The organism is Pseudomonas asiatica, assembly GCF_040214835.1.
In the GTDB taxonomy this organism is placed as follows: domain Bacteria; phylum Pseudomonadota; class Gammaproteobacteria; order Pseudomonadales; family Pseudomonadaceae; genus Aquipseudomonas; species Aquipseudomonas putida_Z.
The window spans coordinates 3,656,022-3,678,544 of sequence record NZ_CP157874.1 but is presented as its reverse complement, the minus strand read 5'-3'; the positions used below and the strand labels follow the sequence as shown (position 1 = coordinate 3,678,544).

Genomic DNA, 22,523 nt, shown 5'->3' with positions numbered 1-22,523 from the left:
CAGTTGCAGAATGGTTCAGGCCTATGAACTTGCCGCTTGTTCACGTTTGAGGGCCTCTCGTGCCTGAATGTAGAGAGCCTGACAAATTGCTCCCTCACAGAGCCGCATAGACTTATCGTCCGGAAAGTCGATCTGTAGACGGTTGATAATCTATTCGGGTGACCAGTCGTTGACCCATTTACGTTAACTACGCGCGCCAGTTCCCGCTGGATCGTTAGGGGTTTCGTAAACGACGGCGAGCAGTTCTACGCGCGACAATATTTTGTGCTCGGAGCAAGCCAATATCTTGTCGGACCGCGAATGTTAAATATCTCCTCTGGATGCAGCGCGCTCGCAAGATGCTGGGGAACAAGTACCCGATGTAAAAAGTTGCAGGTCTGTCGGCTTACCTGAACAGGCATGAAGCTGTTTCAAAACCTGACACTTTGGGCAGGCTTCGGGCCGCCCCGGTCGGAGCGAGGACAAACGGAATAGAGTAAACGAGTGACGCTCGCATTAATTTTTTTCTATAGCCGCTGGTACCAATGTTCCAGATTGCGAGTAGGGTGGCTGTAGCTTGCAGGAAGAAGCAAAAAATATCTTCTTTAATATCGAAATGTCATTAGGCCATTATTTGTTTTGTTGTTTATTATTGGGTAACTGATATCAATAGCGGTGTTATATAAAGGTTGAATCAAGAAGCCTGATAGTTGGCGTCAAAAAATAAACACTTATAAAAATAAACCATCCTTGTAGCCAGCCGACAACACTCGAAGCATGGCCGAACATGGAAGCCAATCGCACACGTTACCCGGGAGAGCCGCCTTGAGCATCGCCATAGTCAAAAGTATTGTTGGCCAGGTAATCGCTATTTCCCCAGAGGGCACCCAGCGTGTGCTTGTGGAAGGGGATCGAGTGTTCGCGGGTGAACAGATCCAGACCGGCCCTGGTGGCGCGGTGAGCCTGGAACTGGCCGATGGGCGCATCCTCGACTTGGGGCGCGACACCCAGTGGAGTGCCGATGCCCCAGATAGCGTGGCCGACCTGAGCGCAGCCACTGCGCAGGCCGCGCCATCCGTTGACGAACTGCAACAAGCCATCGCCGCCGGTGCTGACCCGACAACCGCACTCGAAGCGACCGCGGCAGGCCCAACCGGGGCAGGTGCGAACCCTGGTGGCATCGGGGGCGGCCACTCGTTTGTGATGCTTGAAGCAGTGGGCGGGTCGGTCGCCCCCACCATTGGTTTCCCCACCGGGCCACTTGGCGTTGCTGTTGAGCAAGCGCGAGAGTTCGTGGGCAATGCAACACCGGCACAGCAGGCAGCGGTGCTAGTACCTGAATTACCACCCGAGCCTCAGCCGCTTGCGGCCACGCTGACCCTGAGCAGCACCAATGTGCAGGAAGGGGGGCTGACCAGCATCACCGGTAGCCTGAGCCAGCCGGCGGGCAGGGATTTCACGGTGACCCTGAGCAATGGCCAGACTTTGTCGTTCAAAGCAGGTGAAACGGTTGCAACGACCGGTGAGTTCGCTGCCCAGAGCGATGATGTGTTCCAGGACGGTGAAATCCAGAACATCACCGTCACCAATGCGGGCGACCATGGCTTTGGCAGCCTCAATACCGGTGCAACCTCTACCCTCACTGTGACCGACACCGTCGATACCGTGAGGGCCGAGCTGAGCATTTCGCCGAACCCGGCCGTGGAAGGCCAGGCGGTGACTTACACCATTACCCTGACCGGGCCGGCCGGTGCCGATTTGACTCAACACGGTGGTCTGTCCATCGCGCTGAGCAACGGCGAGGTGATCAACATCCCAGCGGGCCAGGTCAGTGCGTCGCAAACCGCTAACCTGGCGGACAACGTCTATGTCGGCAGCAGTGCTCCGAGCATCGCCATCTCTGGGATCACCGAGCAAGGCACCGGCAAACAGGTCTTTGAGAACCTGGTCAAAGGTGAACCGGTGACCCTGCAGATCACCGACGAACCGGGTACTCCAGGCAATCCTGGCGCCCCGGGTACGCCGAATGGCGGCGATGCAGTGACGCTGACCCTCTCCGGCAATGCCGTGCAGGAAGGCAACACCACAACCATCACCGGCACCCTGAGCCATCCGGCAGGCCAAGCGTTCACCGTCACCCTGAGCAACGGCCAGACCCTGACCTTCGCCGAGGGCGCCACCACCGCGACCACTGCACCGTTCGTGGCGCAGAGCGATGACGTGTACCGTGACGGTGAAACCCAGACTGTCAGCGTGATCGATGCCGGTAGCCATAACTTCGAGAACCTGAACACCAGTGCCACCACAACCGTCACCGTGAGCGATACCGTCGACACCGTGAAGGCCGAGCTGAGCATTTCGCCGAACCCGGTAGTGGAAGGCCAGGTGGTGACCTACACCATCACCCTGATCGGTCCTGCCGGTGCCGATCTGAGTCAGCACGGTGGTCTGTCCATCGCGCTGAGCAACGGCGAGGTAATCAACATCCCAGCGGGCCAGATCAGTGGCTCGCAGTCGAGCGTCCTGGCGGACAACGTCTATGTCGGCAGCAGCGCTCCAAGCATCGCCATCAACGGAATCACCGAGCAAGGCACCGGCAAGCAGGTCTTTGAAAACCTGGTCAAAGGCGATCCGGTGACCCTGCAGATCACCGACGAGCCGGGCACCCCAGGCAACCCTGGCACCCCGGGCACACCGAATGGCGGCGATGAAGTGACGCTGACCCTGACGGGCAATGCTGTGCAGGAAGGGGGGCAGACCACTATTACCGGTACCCTGAGCCACCCAGCGGGCCAAGCGTTCACCGTCACCCTGAGCAACGGCCAGACCCTGACCTTCGCCAAGGACGCGACCACCGCGACCACCGCGCCGTTCGTGGCACAGAGCGATGATGTGTTCAAGGATGGCGAAACCCAGACCGTCAGCGTGATCGATGCCGGCAGCCATAACTTCGAGAACTTGAACACCAGCGCCACCACGACGATCACCGTGAGCGATACCGTCGACACCGTGAAGGCCGAGTTGAGCATCTCGCCGAACCCGGCCGTGGAAGGCCAGGCGGTGACCTACACCATCACCCTGAGTGGCCCGGCCGGTGCCGACCTGACCCAGCATGGCGGCCTGGATATCGAGCTGAGCAACGGCAAAGTGGTGCATATCGCAGCTGGGCAGATCAGTGGCTCGCAGTCGGGCGTCCTGGCGGACAACGTCTATGTCGGCGGCAGTGCTCCAAGCATCGCCATCAGCGGGATCACCGAGCAAGGCACCGGCAAACAGGTCTTTGAGAACCTGGTCAAAGGTGAACCGGTGACCCTGCAGATCACCGACGAACCGGGTACTCCAGGCAATCCTGGCGCCCCGGGTACGCCGAATGGCGGCGATGCAGTGACGCTGACCCTCTCCGGCAATACCGTGCAGGAAGGCAACACCACAACCATCACCGGCACCCTGAGCCATCCGGCAGGCCAAGCGTTCACCGTCACCCTGAGCAACGGCCAGACCCTGACCTTCGCCGAGGGCGCGCTTACCGCGACCACTGCACCGTTCGTGGCCCAGAGCGATGACGTATTCCGTGACGGCGAAACCCAGACCGTCAGCGTGATCAATGCCGGCAACCACAACTTCGAGAACCTGAACACCAGTGCCACCACGACCGTCACCGTGAGCGACACCGTCGACACCGTGAAGGCCGAGCTGAGCATTTCGCCGAACCCGGCAGTGGAAGGCCAGGTGGTGACCTACACCATCACCCTGATCGGTCCTGCCGGTGCCGATCTGAGTCAGCACGGTGGTCTGTCCATCGCGCTGAGCAACGGCGAGGTAATCAACATCCCAGCGGGCCAGATCAGTGGCTCGCAGTCGAGCGTCCTGGCGGACAACGTCTATGTCGGCAGCAGCGCTCCAAGCATCGCCATCAATGGCATCACCGAGCAAGGCACCGGCAAGCAGGTCTTTGAAAACCTGGTCAAAGGCGATCCGGTGACCCTGCAGATCACCGACGAGCCGGGCACCCCAGGCAACCCTGGCACCCCGGGCACACCGAATGGCGGCGATGAAGTGACGCTGACCCTGACGGGCAATGCTGTGCAGGAAGGGGGGCAGACCACTATTACCGGTACCCTGAGCCACCCAGCGGGCCAAGCGTTCACCGTCACCCTGAGCAACGGCCAGACCCTGATCTTCGCCAAGGACGCCACCACCGCAACCACCGCACCGTTCGTGGCACAGAGCGATGATGTGTTCAAGGATGGCGAAACCCAGACCGTCAGCGTGATCGATGCCGGCAGCCATAACTTCGAGAACTTGAACACCAGCGCCACCACGACGATCACCGTGAGCGACACCGTCGACACCGTGAAGGCCGAGTTGAGCATCTCGCCGAACCCGGCCGTCGAAGGCCAGGCGGTGACTTACACCATTACCCTGACTGGCCCGGCCGGTGCCGACCTGAGTCAGCACGGTGGTCTTGATGTCGCGCTGAGCAATGGCAAGGTCATTCACATCCCGGCCGGGGAAATTACTGGCTCGCAAACCGCCAACCTGGCGGACAACGTCTATGTCGGCGGCAGTGCTCCAAGCATCGCCATCAACGGGATCACCGAGCAAGGCACTGGTAAACAGGTCTTTGAAAACCTGGTCAAAGGCGACCCGGTAACCCTGCAGATCACCGACGAGCCGGGTACTCCAGGCAACCCTGGCACCCCGGGTACGCCGAATGGCGGCGATGAAGTGACGCTGATCCTCACCGGCAATGCCGTGCAGGAAGGCAACACCACGACCATCACCGGCACCCTGAGCCATCCGGCAGGCCAGGCCTTTACCGTCACCCTGAGCAACGGCCAGACCCTGATCTTCGCCAAGGACGCCACCACCGCAACCACCGCACCGTTCGTGGCACAGAGCGATGATGTGTTCAAGGATGGCGAAACCCAGACCGTCAGCGTGATCGATGCCGGTAGCCACAACTTCGAGAACTTGAACACCAGCGCCACCACGACGATCACCGTGAGCGACACCGTCGACACCGTGAAGGCCGAGTTGAGCATCTCGCCGAACCCGGCCGTCGAAGGCCAGGCGGTGACTTACACCATTACCCTGACTGGCCCGGCCGGTGCCGACCTGAGTCAGCACGGTGGTCTTGATGTCGCGCTGAGCAATGGCAAGGTCATTCACATCCCGGCCGGGGAAATTACTGGCTCGCAAACCGCCAACCTGGCGGACAACGTCTATGTCGGCAGCAGTGCTCCAAGCATCGCCATCAATGGAATCACCGAGCAAGGCACCGGCAAACAGGTTTTTGAGAACTTGGTCAAAGGCGACCCGGTCACTCTGCAGATCACCGACGAACCAGGTACTCCAGGCAACCCTGGCACTCCAGGCACGCCGAATGGCGGCGATGAAGTGACGCTGACCCTCACCGGCAATGCCGTGCAGGAAGGCAACACCACGACCATCACCGGCACCCTGAGCCACCCGGCAGGCCAAGCGTTCACCGTCACCCTGAGCAACGGCCAGACCCTGACCTTCGCCAAGGACGCCACCACCGCGACCACCGCACCGTTCGTGGCCCAGAGCGATGACGTATTCCGTGATGGCGAAACCCAGACCATCAGCGTGACGAATGCGGGCAACCACAATTTCGAAAACCTGAACACCAGCGCGACCACGACCGTTACGGTGAGCGATACCGTCGACACCGTGAAGGCCGAGCTGAGCATCTCGCCGAACCCGGCGGTGGAAGGTCAGGCGGTGACCTACACCATTACCCTGACCGGCCCGGCCGGTGCCGATTTGACCCAGCACGGTGGTCTCGATATCGCGCTGAGCAACGGTAAGGTGGTTCACATCGCAGCCGGGCAGATCAGTGGCTCGCAGTCGGGTGTTCTGGCGGACAACGTCTATGTCGGCAGCAGTGCCCCAAGCATCGCCATCAACGGAATCACCGAGCAAGGCACTGGCAAACAGGTCTTTGAAAACCTGGTCAAAGGCGACCCGGTAACCCTGCAGATCACCGACGAACCGGGTACTCCAGGCAACCCTGGCACCCCGGGTACGCCGAATGGCGGCGATGAAGTGACGCTGACCCTCACCGGAAATACCGTGCAGGAAGGCAACACCACGACCATCACCGGCACCCTGAGCCATCCGGCAGGCCAGGCCTTTACCGTCACCCTGAGCAACGGCCAGACCCTGATCTTCGCCAAGGACGCCACCACCGCAACCACCGCACCGTTCGTGGCACAGAGCGATGATGTGTTCAAGGATGGCGAAACCCAGACCGTCAGCGTGATCGATGCCGGCAGCCATAACTTCGAGAACTTGAACACCAGCGCCACCACGACGATCACCGTGAGCGACACCGTCGACACCGTGAAGGCCGAGTTGAGCATCTCGCCGAACCCGGCCGTCGAAGGCCAGGCGGTGACTTACACCATTACCCTGACTGGCCCGGCCGGTGCCGACCTGAGTCAGCACGGTGGTCTTGATGTCGCGCTGAGCAATGGCAAGGTCATTCACATCCCGGCCGGGGAAATTACTGGCTCGCAAACCGCCAACCTGGCGGACAACGTCTATGTCGGCGGCAGTGCTCCAAGCATCGCCATCAACGGGATCACCGAGCAAGGCACTGGTAAACAGGTCTTTGAAAACCTGGTCAAAGGCGACCCGGTAACCCTGCAGATCACCGACGAGCCGGGTACTCCAGGCAACCCTGGCACCCCGGGTACGCCGAATGGCGGCGATGAAGTGACGCTGACCCTCACCGGTAATACCGTGCAGGAAGGCCACACCACGACCATCACCGGCACCCTGAGCCACCCGGCAGGCCAGGCGTTCACCGTCACCCTGAGCAACGGCCAGACCCTGAGCTTTGCCGAGGGCGCCACCACCGCAACCACCGCACCGTTCGTGGCCCAGAGCGATGACGTATTCCGTGACGGCGAAACCCAGACCGTCAGCGTGACAAATGTAGGCAACCACAACTTCGAAAACCTGAACACCAGCGCCACCACGACCGTCACGGTCACCGATACCATCAACACCGTGACTGTCGTGCTGAGCGCTTCGCCCAACCCGGCAGCCAAGGGCCAGGAGGTGACCTACACGGTCAATCTGGAAGCGCCGGCTGGCATGAGCGCAAGCAACCATGGCGGCCTGACCATCAAGCTGGACAATGGCCTGACCATCATGGTGGCGGCGGGCAGCACCACCGGCACGGTGAAAGGTGCCATTCCCGACGGTGTCTTCGTGGGTGGTGGCAGCGTGTCCGTGGGCATCGACCAGATCACGCAGAATGGCACGGGTAGCAAGGTGTTCGAGAACCTGGTCCCGGGCGCCAGCGTTGCGGTGGGCATGACCAATGCCACGCCAACCATCACTTCGGGTGCCGCGCTGGTGTCCGAGGAGGGGCTGATCGGCGGGAACAAAGACACCGTCGGTTCACCAGCCGACCAAAGCGACAGCAAGTTGTACGCTGGCAAGCTGACGGTCAGCGATATCGATACGCCGTCGGCCAACCTCTCGGTCAGCCTGGCAGCACCATCGACAGCGCTGACGTCCTCTGGCCAGAGTGTGCAATGGGCGTTGTCCAATGGCGGCAAGACCCTGACCGGCACGGCCGGTGGCAAGGACGTGATCGAAATCAGGATCGACAACGCCGGCAACTACACCGTGGAACTGAAGGGGCCGCTCGACCATCCGAACCAGGCGGCCGAGGATGTACTGTCCCTCAACGTTGGTGTCAGCGTTTCCGACGGCAGCACCTCATCGACCGGCACGCTGACGATCAGCGTCGAAGACGACAGCCCGACCTTCGCCACCAGTGACAATGCCGGCATGTGGAACACTGTCGGGTACACGGCGGTTGGCGACACGCACTTCCTGGCGGGCGGTGATGGCGTGGGCACGCTGAAGTTCGGCACCATCGTTGGCCTGCCTTCGGGCTGGAGCAGCAAGGCAACGGATGCAAGCGGCACCACGGTGGAAGTTTTCGACGGTACCACGAAGGTGTTCACGCTTGCCTTGGGAGCGGATGGGCACTACACCGTCACCCAGAACAGCATGCGTGAAGGTAGCCGAGATACGTTCAACCTGGAAAGTTTGAAATCCGGGAATACCTCAACCCTGCCTGTCACTTTCACCAGTGGCATAACGGCCACCTTTGAAGCCTTGGCCAGTGCTACAGGGAAGCCGACGATCAACGTCGGCAATGGGCTGGGGGTAGGTAACAACCACTTCTCTGCCAACGAAAAGTTCTCCGTGGCGTTCACCGATGCCCAGCAGCACGCCGTCTCGATGAAAGAGGTCACGCTAGGCATTGCGCGGCTTCAGGTCAGCGGTGACGTCAATATCATCGCCTCCTACAAGGACGCCAATGGTGTTGTGCATGAAGCAACGAAGACTTACACCATCACCTCTGGCTCCGAGTCCATAAAGATTCTGGCCAGTGACTTCACGGGCCTTGCCGGGCACGCCTTCGACACGATTACCCTGGCTGCACCGAGCAAGAGTTCGCTTGACACCACCTTCACCAAACTGACCTATGTAGAGGAGAAACCTGCCAGCGACCTGAACTTCACGGTCCATGTCATCGGCACCGACCACGATGGTGATTCGGCAAGCAGCTCGTTCGTGGTGACATCCCATGGTGACGCAGCCTCGTCGGCGTCGATGAGCACGATGTCGCTGATGGCGAGCGACACATCGGACAGCGCCTCCACATCCCTGCTTGGCAGCGAGAACCACATCCTGTTCGTGGGGGCAGGGGACAGCACCGTCACCGGCAGCAGCGGCATCGCCGAGTCCTTTGTGTGGACGGCAGGTGATACCGGCCATGACGTGGTCAGGAACTTCAATGCTGAAGAAGGCGACCGCCTGGACCTGAGTGCCCTGCTGCAGGGCGAATCGCTATCGTCCATCGACAGCTACCTGAAGATCACCACGGTCGATGGCGAGTCGACCTTGCAGGTCAGCACCCAGGGCAAGTTCACACCCGGCGGTGACACCAGCAGCGCTGACGTGTCGATCAAGCTTGAAGGTGTGAACTGGTCGAACACCACGGTCAGTTCGCTGGTCAGTGGTGGTGATCCAACCATCAAGATCGACCACTCCGGGCAATGAGCCACGCCCCGCGGCGGCCGCCAGGCCGCTGCGGGGTTCCCCCGGCGGCCTGTTTCGATGAAGGGCGTGACGCTCAGGCTGTAGGCCGTCAGAGTGGGCTTGCCGATGGTGAGTCAGGTGTCTTCTGTGGTTATTGTTGAATCCCCTCAAGTTTCTCGACTGCCTGTGCTGGCCCATTCGCGGGCACGCCCGCTCCCACAGGTACTGTGCAAGTCTTGATTACTGTGAAGATCCTGTGGGAGCGGGCGTGCCCGCGAAAGGGCCAGCACAGGCAACACACCTCTCATGGCTTGGCGCAAAGTCCGGGTCTCGCTAGACATCTCCCACAGGTTTTACTGCAGGGTCACCGGCTTCATGCCATCCGGCAGCTTTTGGATAGCTGCCTCCATCCGCGCGATCGGTGCCGCGAGTTCGTCCGCTTCCTTGTCCTTGCCCTCCCTTCTCAGGCGATCACGCTCAAGGCGCAGGTTAAGCAAATTCTTCTGCAGCTTCAGGGCCGAGGTATTGAACGGATCCATGCTTTTCTCACGCTGTAGGCTTCCGTGCCGTTGTAGGAAAACTGGACCGTAGCAGCTCGAATTTGCTGGAGAAACTGATGTTTCATACAGGCAAATCTCACTACTTCGATTCTTCCTACACTGCGAGGTAAAAGATCCTACAAGCCGCATTTCAAATCGTGTCTTTCAAATTCGCCTCAACACCGCGCGGTAGCTGGGGACAACCGGTTTTCGACAATGCAGGCCCTCGACGCGGCTCAAACCAGGGCCTGCCATTCCTTTCGAAACCTTATGTAGCAATTGCCGCCCCGCAAGCTACAGGTGGTCCGCATCCACCACCGCCTGGGTGAACGCCTGCGGCGCTTCCTGCGGCAGGTTGTGGCCGATGCCGCCGCTGATCAGTCGGTACTCGTACTTGCCGGTAAAGCGCTGCGCATAGGCTTCGGCTGGCGGGTGCGGGGCGCCGTTGGCGTCGCCTTCCAGGGTGATGGTCGGTACGCCGATGCTGGGGAAGCTGGCCAGTTTGACCTCGAGCGGGTCGTAGCGCGTTTCGCCCTGGGCCAGCCCCAGCCGCCAGCGGTAGTTGTGCACGGTGATCGCCACCTGGTCGGGGTTGTCCAGGGCCTTGGCGCTGCGCTCGAAGGTGGCGTCGTCGAAGGCCCACTTGGGCGAGGCGGTTTGCCAGATCAGCTTGGCGAAGGCATGGCGGTTCTTTTCATAGCCGGCCTGGCCGCGCGCGGTGGCGAAGTAGTACTGGTACCACCACTGCAACTCGGCACTGGGGGGCAGGGGGGCCTTGGCGGCTTCCTGGCTGCTGATCAGGTAGCCGCTGACCGATACCAGTGCCTTTACCCGCTCTGGCCACAGCGCCGAGACGATGTCGGCGGTGCGTGCGCCCCAGTCGAAGCCGGCGAGCACGGCACGCTGGATATGCAGCGCATCCATGAAGGCGATCACGTCGCTGGCCAGTGCCGAGGGCTGGGCATTGCGTGGGGTTGCCGCAGACAGGAAGCGGGTCTGCCCGTAACCACGTACGTAGGGCACCAACACCCGGTAGCCTTTTGCCGCCAGGGCGGGTGCAACTTGCTCGAAGCTGTGAATGTCATACGGCCAGCCATGCAGCAGGATCACCACCGGGCCATCGGCCGGGCCTTGCTCTACGTAAGCCACATCGAGCACGCCAGCGTTGACGTGTTTCAGCGGGCCGAAGTCATCCGCCGCTGCGGCGGCTGGCTGGGGCTGCTGTGGTGCAGCCGTGGCCATGTTCGCCGCCAGCAGGCCAAGTGGCAGCAGGGCACAGGCGAGCAGCGTACGGCTGAAGCGGCGTGGCAGGGCGGTGGTCGAGTGGCGGGCAGACATTGGGCATCTCCTTGGCGAAGCCATCGGTGCGGGTTGATGGGTGCCAGTAAAGATGACGGCTGTATCGCGGATGTGTCCGCTCGGCCGGTAGGAAACGTTCTTGTGTATCAGGTCTCAATTTGTACACATGAAGATACAAACACCGGCTGGCAGCGGGTTTTGCCGCTTCTGCTACGATCGATGAGTTTTCCCGGCCAAGGAGAGGCCCATGCATTACGTTGTGATTGAACCTCACCGCAGTGAGTACCCGCGGCCCATCCGCTTCGCCAAGGGCACCTTGCTGAACATTGGCCCACGCTACGAGGGCGAGGCAGGTTGGCAGGACTGGTACCTGTGCACCTGCACCGGCCAGGAGCCCGGCTGGGTGCCGGCCCAATTGATCGAGCGGCTCAGCGTGTGCCAGGGCAGGGCGCTGGACCACTACTCGGCGCATGAACTGGATGCCGATCCGGGGCAGTTGGTGCAGATGGTGCGCCCGCTCAATGGCTGGGTCTGGTGCAGGCGCCATGGCAGCGATGAGTTTGGCTGGTTGCCTGCGCAGAAGCTTCAGCAGCTGACCTGATGTACGCGTTCTCTCCAAGTACGCAGCTCTTGTGGGAGCGGCCTTGCGTCGCGAAAGGGCCGCAAAGCGGCCCCGGCAATTTTGCGGGATGCATCGAACCCCTGGGTCCGCTGCGCGGCCCTTTCGCGACGCAAGGCCGCTCCCACAAAAGACCGGTGCCTCACATCTGATCCGCTTTTTTTCCATAAACCTGAATCTGTAACGGTATCAGCCCAAGCCCGACAATATGCCCATTCCCGCATCACACTTGTAGAGGTTCCAATGGGCAAGCTCGCGCTATTCCTGGGTGGTTTTCTGCTGCTGACCATTCTGATCGGTATTCTTGGCACCATTCCGCCAAGCTGACGTTAACCACCTATATCCCTCGCGGCCTGCCTTTCCTTCGGGCGGGCCCATTCCTCTTCATTGTTGGCCGATTCACCCTACCGATTTGTACGATAAGTCGTTCTTTGCACTGGGAAAACTGTCCACAAAAAACGTGGGTAGGTCTGTGGATAAAGTGCTGCAAGCCAGGCCTGCGGCGGGCTCTGTTAAATTGAGCAGAATTTGAACAGCCATTTCAGGGCGTTGTTTCAGTAGGCCAGGCCGGCGCGGCGCAGGGCAGCCAGCAGGTCGCGTACCCGCGCCGGCAGCTCGCCGGCGGGGTACACGGCATGCATCTGCGGGTCCTGGCCGTTGCTGGAGGTCAGGCGGTACTGCGGGCATACCCGCACCAGCCGCCCGGCCTTGACCTGCGCTTCGCCGACCCAGGCGGCCAGGCGGGCGATACCGGCACCGGCCAGGGTGCTGTGGTACACCGCGTCACCTGAGTCCAGGCGCAGCCTGGGCCTGGGGCGCAGGCTGGTGATCTGGCCGTCGCGGCAGAAGTGCCAGGCCTTGAGTATGCGCGGGGCAGTGTGCAGGATCAGCGCGTGGCCTTCGAGGTCCTCGGGTTGTTGTGGCGTGCCGGCCAGTGCCAGGTATTCAGGGCTTGCATACAGGTGGCGCTGGTAATCCCACAGCGGGTAGCCGATCAGCTCGCTCGACTGCGGAAAGGCACCGCGCACCACGAAGTCGAACTTGCCTTGCAGCGGGTCCAGGGCCCCGTCGCTGTACTGCACGTCCAGGGTTACCTGGGGGTGGCAGCGGGAAAACTCGGCCAGCACCTGGGGCAGTACATGTTCACCCAGTACCTGCGGCACGGCGAAGCGGATCCAGCCTTGTGCACTACCGCTGAGCGCGGCCAGTTCGTCGGCGGCATCACGTTGCACATCCAGCAAGCGTTCGGCGTGTGGCAGCAGGCGCTCGCCGGCTTCGGTCAGGGTCACGGCATTGGCGTTGCGGTTGAGCAGTTTGCTCCCGGCGTTGTCCTCCAGGGTTTGTACCGCGCGCGTGACCGCGCTGGGTGAGCGCCCCAGGGCGCGTGCGGCGGCGACGAAGCTGCGCTTGTGCGCCACGCTGACGAACGCCTGGATTTCCCGCAGCATGTCCAATGCCATTGCCTGCTCCTCGTTGCAGTTTTTGCAATATGGCATTTCAACACAAGCGCGGCACTTTGATTAGCCTTGCAGCGTCTTCACTGCCTGGAACCGAGTCATGATGGATATTGCTGTGCTTTCCGTGTTCGCCTTCGCCGCAGGGCTGATCGACGCCGCCGTGGGGGGCGGTGGGCTGATCCAGATCCCGGCCTTGTTCAACGTGCTGCCCACCGCGCAACCGGCGGCATTGCTCGGTAGCAACAAGCTGGCGTCGGTGTGTGGCACGGCCTTCGCTGCGCGTTCGTTCATCCGCAGGGTGACGCTGGACTGGGGGTTGATCGTGCCGGCCGCGCTCAGTGCCTTCGTCATGTCGTTCGCCGGTGCCGCCACGGTGTCGCTGGTGCCGCCCAGCGTGATGCGCCCGGCGGTGCTGGTGCTGATCGTGCTGATGGCCATCTACACCTTCTGCAAGAAGGACTTCGGCACGCTGCACAAACCCACAAGGATCGGCCGCAAGGAGCAGTGCCTGGCGGTGCTGATCGGTGGCGCGATCGGCTTTTACGATGGCCTGTTCGGGCCGGGCACCGGCAGCTTCCTGATCTTCCTGTTCATCCGCTTCTTCGCTTTGGACTTCCTGCATGCCTCGGCATCGGCCAAGGTGGTGAACATCGCCACCAACCTGGCGGCACTGGTGTTCTTCGTGCCATCGGGCAACGTGCTGTACGCCATCGCCTTGCCCATGGCGGCGTGCAATATCCTCGGTGCGCTGACCGGTACCTGGCTGGCGGTGCGCAAGGGCGCGGGCTTTGTACGCGGGCTGTTCCTGGTGCTGTTGTGCGTGCTGATCGCCAAGTTGACGTGGGACTTGCTGGCCGGCTAGTTCACATCACCTGGCGTTGCGGCTCGGCCTGCTCGACGCGGTTGCGGCCATGGGCCTTGGCCCGGTACAGCGCCTGGTCGGCGCGCGCCAGCAGTTCGTCTAGGGTGGGGGCCGGCATGTCGGCGGCACAACCGGCCAGGCCGATACTCACGGTAATTTGCAGGTGTTGGTCGGCCTGCACCACATGCAGGTCCTGCACGGCGCGGCGCAGGCGTTCGGCAGTGAACTTGGCCCGGTCTGGTGCCAGGCCCGGGAGGATCACGACAAACTCCTCGCCGCCCAGGCGGGCGAACAGTTCGCCATCGTGCAGCTGGTCCTGCAGGGTGCCGGCGAACTGGCGCAGCACCTGGTCACCGACCGCATGGCCGTGGGCATCATTGATCGACTTGAAGTGGTCGATATCCAGCATCATCAGGGTCAGCGGCAGCGCCTGGGCGTGTTGCTGGCGGCTTTCCAGCAGCGCGTTGGCGCGGCGGGTGAAGGCGCTGCGGGTGAGTGCGCCGGTGAGGTGGTCGATGGTGGCCTGATGCGCCAGGCGGGCCATCAGGCTGCGGTTGGCCTGGCTGACGCAGGCCACCACCAGCGGCCCGAGCACCAGCATGGCGATGCCCAGGCGCGCCGACATCAGCGTGGTTACCCCGGGCTCGCTCTGCGGCACGCTGAAATGCATGAGGTTCTGCGCCACCGCCACGATCAGCGTGCTGCCGGCGGTGAGTGTCAGCAGTGAGACCAGGAACGGTGAATAAGTCCAGGCGCACCACAGCAGCGCGGCAATCGGGAAGGCAATGGCCCCGGGGCCGCCGAAGGCAATGCTGGACGCCAGCGAGGCCAGCAGCATCAACAACGGCGCCAGGCGGATGGCCTGGGCGCCACCGCGCACCAGGGCTCGCGCCGAGGGCGCCGTCAGCAGCACTGGCAGCACCAGCACGCTGGTCGAGAACTGTTCACTGAACCAGGCCAGCCAAGTGGCGCGCAAGGACTGTTCGAACCACGGCGCGGCCATTGCCGCCGCCATGCTGGCCGCCACTATCGCCCCGGCGGCACAGGCACCGAACACGCTGAGCACGCCGTGGGGGGTACGCATGCGCCGGTGCAGGCGCGGCAAGCGCGAGAGCAGTAGCCAGAGGGTGACCACCACGCCCAGGTTGCACAGGTTGAACCACAGGGCCGGTACCCAGGCGCTGCCACACAGCAGGTCGGCGCCGACCATGGCCAGCCAGACCAGGGCAAAGCCCGTCAGCGTGGCCTGGCGGGGGTAGCGCAGCAGCACGCCGGCCAATACCGCGTTGACCGGCCAGAACAGCGACAGGGATTCGATCGGGCGGGCGAGGATGCCGCCCAGCGTCAGGGCGAAGGTCAGGCCGAGTAGAACGACGTAGTGCAACAAGCGCGATTGGGCTGGAAAAACCATGGGCTCGACCGGCAAAGCGGAAACGAAATCCAGGACAACGGCTTGAAGCACCTGGGGCAATTGCGCATAAGTGTGTTTCGTCAGAGGACTTGATGTCAATCTGCCGCGATCGGTCGAGATAATGCCAAATTGCCTTCATTCGAGATGTGTCACCTCACAGCCCGAAGAACCACGGCACCATCAACACGGTCACCAGCATCACCAGTACGGTGAACGGCACGCCGACTTTGACGAAGTCGGCGAAGCGGTATTGCCCCGGGCCCAGTACCAGCGTGTTGACCGGCGATGACACCGGCGTCATGAACGCCGCCGAGGCGGCCAGCGCCACGGTCATGGCAAACGGGTAGGGCGACATGCCCAGCTGCGTGGCGGTGCTGACGGCCACGGGGGCCATCAGTACTGCAGTGGCCGTGTTGGAGATGAACAGGCCGATCACCGCCGTGACCGCGAACAGGCAGGCGAGGATGGCGCTGGGGCCGGCACCGCCCAGCACGCTGACCAGGCCGCCCACCGCCATGTCGATGCCGCCGGTTTTCTGCAGTGCCTGGGCAAAGGGCAGCATGCCGACGATCAGCACCAGGCTTTGCCAGTGGATGGCCCGGTAGGCGCTGTTCATGTCGATGCAGCGGCCTGCGCCCATCAGCAGGCATCCGATCAGCGCGGCAATCACATTGGGTACCGCGCCGCTGACCATCAGCCCGACCATCACCGCCAGGCTCAGCAGCGCCTGTGGTGCGCGGGTGCGGGCGGGCGCGACCAGGTCGATTTCCGCGGGCAGGCTCAGTACCAGGAAGTCCTTGGGCTTGCCTTGCAACTGGCGCACGGCCTTCCACGGGCCGACTACCAGCAAGGTGTCGCCCAGGCGCAGCTTTTCTTCCACCAGCTGTTCTTCGATCGCCACCTGCTCGCGGCGCAAGCCCACCACGTTGAGGTCGAAGCGAGTGCGGAAGGCCAGTTCGAGGATGCTCTTGCCGAGCAGTTTCGAGCCTGGTGGCAGCAATACCTCGGCCATGCCCAGCTCCTGGGACTGGTCGATGAAGTAGGCGGCCTTGAAGTGCAGTGGCTCCAGTTGCATGGTCTGGCACAGGCTGCGCAGGTCGTCGCGGTTGGCGAACAGGTCGAGCAGCAGCACATCGCCCTGGTGCAGCACGGTGCTGGAGTCGGCGGCGATCACCCGCGTGGTGAACTTGTGCTGGCGCTCGATACCGATCACGTTGGCGCCATGCCGGGTGCGCAGCTCCAGCTCGCCCAGGGTATGACCGATCAGCGGCGAGTGAGGGCGGATGCGCAGGCGCCGTTCGCGGCCGTTGAGCTTGTAGTCCAGCACCAGGTCCAGCAGGGTGCGGCGGCTTTCCACGCGGCCGTCCTTGCGCACTTCGCCATTCAGCCAGTGCCGGGTCAGCAGCATGTAGCCGATGCCCAGCACCAGCACCACCAGGCCGAACGGGGTGAAGCTGAAGAAGCTGAAGCCCGCTTCGCCATGGCGCACCAGTTCGCTGTGCACCACCACGTTGGGCGGTGTGGCCACAAGGCTGAGCATGCCGCTGATCAGGCCGGCGAAAGCCAGCGGCATCATCAGGCGGGCGGGTGATAGCTGCAGGCGTGCGGCGATGCTCAGCACCACCGGAATGAAAATGGCCACCACGCCGGTGGAGCTCATCATCGAACCCAGCCCCGCCACGGCCACCATCAGCAACACCAGCAGGCGCGCCTCGCTGTTGCCGGCCCGCTCGCTCATCCATTCGCCGATACGGTAGGCAATGCCGGTGCGCACCAGGCCTTCACCGATCACGAACAGGGCGGCGATCAACACCACGTTGGGGTCACTGAAGCCGGCCAGCGCCTGCTCCACGGTGAGGATGCCCGACAGCGGCAGGGCGAGGATCACCAGCAGCGCGACCACGTCCATGCGCGGACGGTTGATGACGAACAGGGTGATGACGATGGCCAGCAGGCCGAGGACCCAGAGCAGCTCTTGGTTCATGGGGAGGGGGTGTTCCTTCACACGGGGGCACGATAGACAGTAGCAGCCAGTGTGCCGGATTGCGGTGAAGGGGGTGTTGATGTGCTGCAACAAAAAGGGCCGCTAGGCGGCCCATCGCTGGCAAGCCAGGCTCCCACAATGACTGCGCATGGCTTGAGGTCAGGGAGCTGGCTTGCCGGCGATGGGCTGCGCAGCAGCCCCTCAGGTCACCGGATCAGTGACGGTGACGGCGGTGCTTGCCGTTGTTGTCGCCCAGGTGGTTGCCGATGGCACCACCGGCTGCGCCACCCAGGCCAGCGCCCACGGTGGAGCCGGTCTTGCCGCCTACCGCGCCGCCCAGCAGCGAACCGCCGGCCGAGCCCAGGCCACCGCCGATGGCGGCTTCGGTACGGTTGCCCTTGCGTGCACCTACCGCACTGCCGGCTGCGCCGCCGAGGCCGGCGCCGATGGCCGCCCCCGTTTTGCCGCCGATCTGTTGACCGACAACGTTACCCAGAACACCACCCAGGCCACCGCCAATGGCGGCGGTACCGTCACCGGCGAAAGCGCCCTGGCACAGCAGCAGGCCAAGGGCAAGGGAAGGCAGAGTCAGACGCATGATACGAACCTCAAAGGAATCATCAGGTTAAGGTGCCGCGCAACGGGCGGCGGGCCAGGGTTGAAAAAGACGCTTCAGCGGTAGTAGCGGTCACCACGGTATTGACGATTGTCATCATCGTCGTCGCGGTCATGCCGATGGTGGTGGCGATGGCCACGATCGCGATCACGGTCACGCCAGCCATCGTCGTCGTCATGGTAGCGATGGCTATGGCACCCTGCGGTCAGCAGGACAACGGCAATCAGCGAAAGGCTTGCAAGACGGGTCATCACGATATAGGTCCTTGATCCGCAAAGGTTTACGGCACACCCTCTGAGACTGGAAAGGATCCATTTGGTTTCGCTGGCAGGCAAAAATTTGTCGTGCCAGCGATGAGCGGCGGGGAAAATGTGGAATCAGTGGGTTGGCTGAATTGCCAGCACCACACCGTTGGTGATCTGCACCAGCACGTAGCGCCCCCCCATGTTTACCCAGTGGCTCTCCTTTTCCGGCGCTGGCAGGCCCTTGGTTTTCCAGTCCTTGATTGCCTGGTCATCGCGTTTGTACTGGTCGGGTGCCTTGTCGCCGACCTTGAGCTCGCGGTTGTGGGTTTCTGGCGCGGTGATGCTTTCTTCGCCGGAGGGGGCTGCGGTGGCAGCGAGGGGCAGGCAGGGAAGGGCGGCGAACAGCAGGTAGTGCAATTTCATGACGTTCTCCTTGTGGCGGAATGCCTTATCTGCGACAGCCACCTGCGCGTGACAATTCACTCGCGATGCTTGCCAGTGCTAGAGTCGCCTTCTTTTTTACCCTGAGGATGGAACATGCGTGCGATTCTGCCGATGGCTGCGGCGCTGATGCTGGTCGGTTGTGCTTCTGCGACCATGGAAACGGCCCGCGGCGGCAAGCCGACCGCGCAGCTCGACTCGCACAAGGCGCCGGAACTGGTGGCCCAGTGCATCCAGTTCAGCTGGCAGGAAGAGAAGGTTTTCGGTGACGACGCCAGTGGTTATCTGGAACCACGCAAGCAGGGTGGGTTCACGGTGTATACCCGTGAAGCCGAGGCGTTCGTGGATGTGTACCCGCAGGCGGGTGGGGCGCGGGTGGATTACTACGCGCAGAAGAACGACGGTGTGGCCCTGCAGCGCCGGGCGGCGGCGGCGACCTGCCTGTAAGGGCTGGCGACTTGGCAGGGGCTCTGTGGGGTCGGGTGGGAGCGGGCGCGCCCGCGAACACCGGCGTAGCCGGTGCCAGCCACCGCGTTGTTTCTTCGCGGGCACGCCCGCTCCCACAGGGACCGCACCAGCATTACAATTTTTAGCAAGGCTTTTGTGTCGCAGGGAGATTGGTGGAGGCTAGCATGAGCCCCCGCGAATCAAGGAAGACACCATGGACCGCTCACTGCAACTCAACCGCGCCAGCTGGGATGAACGTGCCCCGCTGCACGCTGCTTCCAACGACTACGAAGTCGAACGGCTCGTCCAGCATCCCGAACACCTTTCCGAAACCGTACGCTTCGACCTGCCGTTGCTTGGCAATATCGACGGGCTCAACGCCGTCCACCTGCAGTGCCACATCGGTACCGATACCCTCTCACTGGCGCGCCTTGGCGCCAAGGTCTGTGGCCTGGACTACTCCGCGGCTTCGCTGGCCGAGGCGCGGGCGCTGGCCCAGCGCTGTGCGGCACCCATCGCGTATGTCGAGTCCGATGTCTACGACGCCGACAAGGTGTTGCCGGCCGGCACGTTCGACCTGGTCTACACCGGCATCGGCGCGCTCTGCTGGCTGCCTCGCATCGAGCCGTGGGCGCGTACAGTCGCGGCCCTGCTGAAGCCGGGCGGGCGGTTGTTCCTGCGCGACGGGCACCCGATGCTGATGGCAGTCAACGAAGACCACCAGGACCGCCTGCAACTCGAATACCCGTATTTCGAGCACGAAGAACCGACGGTGTGGCACAACGACCAGACCTACGTCGAAACCGAGCAGCGCCTTTCCCACACCGAAACCCACGAGTGGAACCACGGCCTGGGCGAGGTGATCAGCGCCTTGCTGGCCCACGGTCTGCAGCTGACCGCCCTGGTCGAGCACCAGAGCATCCCCTGGGAGGCGCTGCCGGGGCAGATGGTCAAGGGCGACGACGGTGAATATCGCCTGCGCGAGCAGCCCGCACGCCTGCCCCTGAGCTACACCCTGGTTGCAGTAAAAGCCTGATCAGGACAGGTAACCACCGTCGACATTGAGTGCGGTACCGGTGGTGTAGCTGGAGGCATCGCTGGCCAGGTACAACACGGCGCCGGCCATTTCCTTGGGGTCGGCCACGCGCTTGAGCGGGATCTGCTGCAGCGCGGCATTGAGGATGGCGTCGTTCTTCACCAGTGCCGAGGCGAACTTGGTGTCGGTCAGGCCCGGTAGCAGGGCGTTGCAGCGGATCCCGAACGGCGCGCATTCCTTGGCGAAGACCTTGGTCATGTTGATGACCGCCGCCTTGGTCACCGAATAGATGCCCTGGAACAGGCCGGGCGAAACCCCGTTGATCGAAGCCACGTTGATGATGCTGCCGCCACCATGCTCGCGCATCAGCTTGCCGGCCTCGACCGACATGAAGAAGTAGCCACGGATGTTCACGTCCACGGTCTTTTGGAAAGCTCCTGGGTCGGTATCCAGCACGTTGCAGAACTGCGGGTTGGTAGCGGCGTTGTTGACCAGGATGTCCAGCCGCCCGAATTGTTCGCGGATGCCGGCGAACACTTGCTGGATCTGCTCCAGTTCACCGATGTGGCAGGCCACCGCCGTTGCCTTGCCACCGGCGGCGATGATGGCATCGGCCACCTGCTGGCAACCGTCGAGCTTGCGGCTGGACACGATCACATGGGCACCTTGCTGGGCCAACAGGTGGGCGATGGCCTCGCCGATGCCACGGCTGGCGCCGGAAACGAAGGCAATCTTGCCGTCGAGGTCGAACAGGTGGGTCTTGGACATGCTGTTTTCCTTGTTATCCGTCGTCGAGGTCGGGGCTCAGAGGCAGGACTTGGCGATGACCTGCAAGGTCATCTGCTCCAGCAAGCGGTTCATGTGGATGAACTGGGCGAAGCGCTTGTCCTGGGTCTGGCCGTGGTAATAGCGGTAGTAGATCTGCTGGACGATGCCGGCCAGGCGGAACAGGCCATAGCAATAGTAGTAATCGAAGTTGTCCAGGCGGATGCCGGCGCGCTCGGCGTAGTAATCGACGAACTGGCGGCGGGTGAGCATGCCCGGCGCGTTGCTCGGCTGGCGACGCATCAGCTGCACCGGCGCCGGGTCATCGGCCTCGATCCAGTAGGCCAGGCTGTTGCCCAGGTCCATCAGCGGGTCGCCGAGGGTGGCCATTTCCCAGTCCAGCACACCGATGATGCGCATGGGGTTGTCGGCATCGAGGATCACGTTGTCGAAACGGTAGTCGTTGTGCACGATGCCGGGCCGCGGGTGGTCGGCGGGCATTTTCTCGTGCAGCCACGCGGTCACCTGTTCCCAGCGCGGGGCGTCAGGGGTCAGGGCCTTTTCATAGCGGCTGGTCCAGCCCTCGATCTGGCGCTGCACATAGCCTTCCGGTTTGCCCAGGTCGGCCAGGCCGCAGGCGTTGTAGTCCACCTGGTGCAGTTCCACCAGGCGGTCGATGAAGCTCTTGCACAGGGCCTCGGTGCGGTTGGCGTCAAGGTCCAGCTCGGCCGGGATGTCCGAGCGCAGGATGATGCCCTTGACCCGTTCCATCACGTAGAACTCGCCGCCGATCAGGCTGCTGTCGGTGCAATGCACAAAGGCCTTGGGGCAGTAGGGGAAGCCGCTGTTCAGCTGGTTGAGGATGCGAAACTCGCGGCCCATGTCGTGGGCCGACTTGGCCTTCTGCCCGAACGGTGGACGGCGCAGCACGAAGTCGCGGCCCGGGTAGCTGACCAGGTAGGTAAGGTTGGAGGCGCCGCCAGGGAACTGGCTGATGCTCGGCAGGCCATCCAGGCCGGGGATGTTGGCTTTGAGGTAAGGGTCGATGACAGCCGCGTCGAGTTCTTCGCCGGGGCGTACCTGGGTGGACTGGTCGGTGAGCGTCATGCGTTTTCCTTATTCTCGATCGCAAGGACTATTGGCTAATCTAATGGTCCGCCGGGGATGGGACAAGCGTGCCAGATGCCATATAGGTGAGGGTGTTGCTGCCTGATCAACTGCCTTGATGAAGCGACTGCCCCTATCGCCGGCAAGCCAGTTCCCACAGGTACAGCGGCAACCTCGAGAGCAACGCTGTACCTGTGGGAGCTGGCTTGCCGGCGATAGGGCCCGAACAGGCGGGCAAAAAAAAACCGAAGCCGGTCAGGCTTCGGTTTTTCGATCATCCGCTATTTCCAGCCCTCAGGACGGGAACAGCTCGCTGAGCTTCATCGACAGCATCATGTCGCCTTCAACGCGCAGCTTGCCGCCCATGAATGCCTGCATGCCGTCGGTTTCGCCGCTGACGATACCCTTCAGGGTTTCGCTGTCCATTACCAGGGTGCAGTTGGCATCCGGGTTTTCGCCTTCCTGCAGGTCGCAGGTGCCGTCCTTGACGATCAGCGCGTAGTGCTTGTCTTCGTCGGTGATGTTGAAGCCGAACACCAGGTCCAGGCCGGCGGCAGCGGATGGGTTGAACTTCTCTTGCATCTTTTTGACGGCATCAGCTACGGAGGTCATGGCGCATT

At 62.6% G+C, this 22,523-nt stretch carries 16 protein-coding genes and 1 pseudogene; 5 read left to right on the top strand and 12 right to left on the bottom strand.

Annotated elements, in window-relative coordinates:
* Positions 1 to 39 precede the first annotated feature (39 nt).
* A pseudogene (locus tag ABNP31_RS26255) lies at positions 40 to 183 on the bottom strand (IS30 family transposase); the annotation flags it as partial.
* A 621-nt stretch (positions 184 to 804) separates the two neighbouring features.
* Here ABNP31_RS26255 and ABNP31_RS16500 point away from each other — a divergent pair.
* Positions 805 to 9,096 (top strand): retention module-containing protein, encoded by an 8,292-nt coding sequence (locus tag ABNP31_RS16500; protein WP_350012536.1) that lies wholly within the window; start codon positions 805 to 807, stop codon positions 9,094 to 9,096.
* 332 nt (positions 9,097 to 9,428) lie between these two features.
* Here the strand turns inward: ABNP31_RS16500 and ABNP31_RS16495 are convergent, their stop codons facing one another.
* A complete protein-coding gene (locus ABNP31_RS16495) occupies positions 9,429 to 9,614 on the bottom strand; it encodes a hypothetical protein (protein WP_025339711.1) in 186 nt (61 codons plus the stop codon).
* Positions 9,615 to 9,908: 294 nt separating this feature from the next.
* Positions 9,909 to 10,952, bottom strand: coding sequence for an alpha/beta fold hydrolase (locus ABNP31_RS16490; protein WP_350012535.1), 1,044 nt, complete (start codon positions 10,950 to 10,952; stop codon positions 9,909 to 9,911).
* Positions 10,953 to 11,160: 208 nt separating this feature from the next.
* On the opposite strand from ABNP31_RS16490, the gene ABNP31_RS16485 reads away from it, so the two are divergent.
* Positions 11,161 to 11,514, top strand: coding sequence for an SH3 domain-containing protein (locus ABNP31_RS16485; RefSeq protein WP_025339709.1), 354 nt, complete (start codon positions 11,161 to 11,163; stop codon positions 11,512 to 11,514).
* A 572-nt stretch (positions 11,515 to 12,086) separates the two neighbouring features.
* Here ABNP31_RS16485 and ABNP31_RS16480 read toward each other — a convergent pair.
* A complete protein-coding gene (locus tag ABNP31_RS16480) occupies positions 12,087 to 12,992 on the bottom strand; it encodes a LysR family transcriptional regulator (protein WP_085590798.1) in 906 nt (301 codons plus the stop codon).
* A 97-nt stretch (positions 12,993 to 13,089) separates the two neighbouring features.
* Here ABNP31_RS16480 and ABNP31_RS16475 point away from each other — a divergent pair, with 97 nt between their 5' ends.
* The gene (locus ABNP31_RS16475) at positions 13,090 to 13,851 is read left to right on the top strand and encodes a sulfite exporter TauE/SafE family protein (protein WP_025339707.1); all 762 of its coding nucleotides are present in this window, start codon (positions 13,090 to 13,092) and stop codon (positions 13,849 to 13,851) included.
* A gap of 1 nt (position 13,852) precedes the next feature.
* Here ABNP31_RS16475 and ABNP31_RS16470 read toward each other — a convergent pair whose 3' ends face one another.
* The 5 genes from ABNP31_RS16470 to ABNP31_RS16450 all read right to left on the bottom strand — a co-directional run bounded on the left by ABNP31_RS16470 (position 13,853) and on the right by ABNP31_RS16450 (position 18,530).
* On the bottom strand, positions 13,853 to 15,277 hold the full coding sequence (locus ABNP31_RS16470) for a GGDEF domain-containing protein (RefSeq protein WP_238067632.1): 1,425 nt from the start codon (positions 15,275 to 15,277) through the stop codon (positions 13,853 to 13,855).
* 139 nt (positions 15,278 to 15,416) lie between these two features.
* Positions 15,417 to 17,246, bottom strand: a complete 1,830-nt coding sequence (locus tag ABNP31_RS16465) for an SLC13 family permease (protein WP_085665216.1) — start codon at positions 17,244 to 17,246, stop codon at positions 15,417 to 15,419.
* A gap of 214 nt (positions 17,247 to 17,460) precedes the next feature.
* The gene (locus ABNP31_RS16460) at positions 17,461 to 17,844 is read right to left on the bottom strand and encodes a glycine zipper domain-containing protein (protein WP_025339704.1); all 384 of its coding nucleotides are present in this window, start codon (positions 17,842 to 17,844) and stop codon (positions 17,461 to 17,463) included.
* A gap of 74 nt (positions 17,845 to 17,918) precedes the next feature.
* On the bottom strand, positions 17,919 to 18,113 hold the full coding sequence (locus tag ABNP31_RS16455; RefSeq protein WP_085590806.1) for a hypothetical protein: 195 nt from the start codon (positions 18,111 to 18,113) through the stop codon (positions 17,919 to 17,921).
* Between the two features lie 126 nt (positions 18,114 to 18,239).
* A complete protein-coding gene (locus tag ABNP31_RS16450; protein WP_025339702.1) occupies positions 18,240 to 18,530 on the bottom strand; it encodes an RcnB family protein in 291 nt (96 codons plus the stop codon).
* A gap of 114 nt (positions 18,531 to 18,644) precedes the next feature.
* Between ABNP31_RS16450 and ABNP31_RS16445 the strand changes: the two genes are divergently transcribed.
* Together ABNP31_RS16445 and ABNP31_RS16440 are read left to right on the top strand one after the other, a co-directional pair.
* The gene (locus ABNP31_RS16445) at positions 18,645 to 18,995 is read left to right on the top strand and encodes a hypothetical protein (protein WP_016498900.1); all 351 of its coding nucleotides are present in this window, start codon (positions 18,645 to 18,647) and stop codon (positions 18,993 to 18,995) included.
* Positions 18,996 to 19,209: 214 nt separating this feature from the next.
* Positions 19,210 to 20,031: a class I SAM-dependent methyltransferase gene (locus tag ABNP31_RS16440; RefSeq protein WP_350012533.1), complete on the top strand. Its 822-nt coding sequence runs from the start codon at positions 19,210 to 19,212 to the stop codon at positions 20,029 to 20,031.
* Here the strand turns inward: ABNP31_RS16440 and ABNP31_RS16435 are convergent, their stop codons facing one another.
* From ABNP31_RS16435 to ABNP31_RS16425, 3 genes are all read right to left on the bottom strand, one after another.
* Positions 20,032 to 20,799 (bottom strand): SDR family oxidoreductase, encoded by a 768-nt coding sequence (locus tag ABNP31_RS16435; protein WP_085615066.1) that lies wholly within the window; start codon positions 20,797 to 20,799, stop codon positions 20,032 to 20,034.
* A 36-nt stretch (positions 20,800 to 20,835) separates the two neighbouring features.
* Complete coding sequence (locus tag ABNP31_RS16430) at positions 20,836 to 21,903, bottom strand: phosphotransferase family protein (RefSeq protein ID WP_350012532.1); 1,068 nt, start codon at positions 21,901 to 21,903, stop codon at positions 20,836 to 20,838.
* Positions 21,904 to 22,197: 294 nt separating this feature from the next.
* On the bottom strand, positions 22,198 to 22,515 hold the full coding sequence (locus ABNP31_RS16425; RefSeq protein ID WP_003257405.1) for an SCP2 sterol-binding domain-containing protein: 318 nt from the start codon (positions 22,513 to 22,515) through the stop codon (positions 22,198 to 22,200).
* Between the last annotated feature and the right edge of the window lie 8 nt (positions 22,516 to 22,523).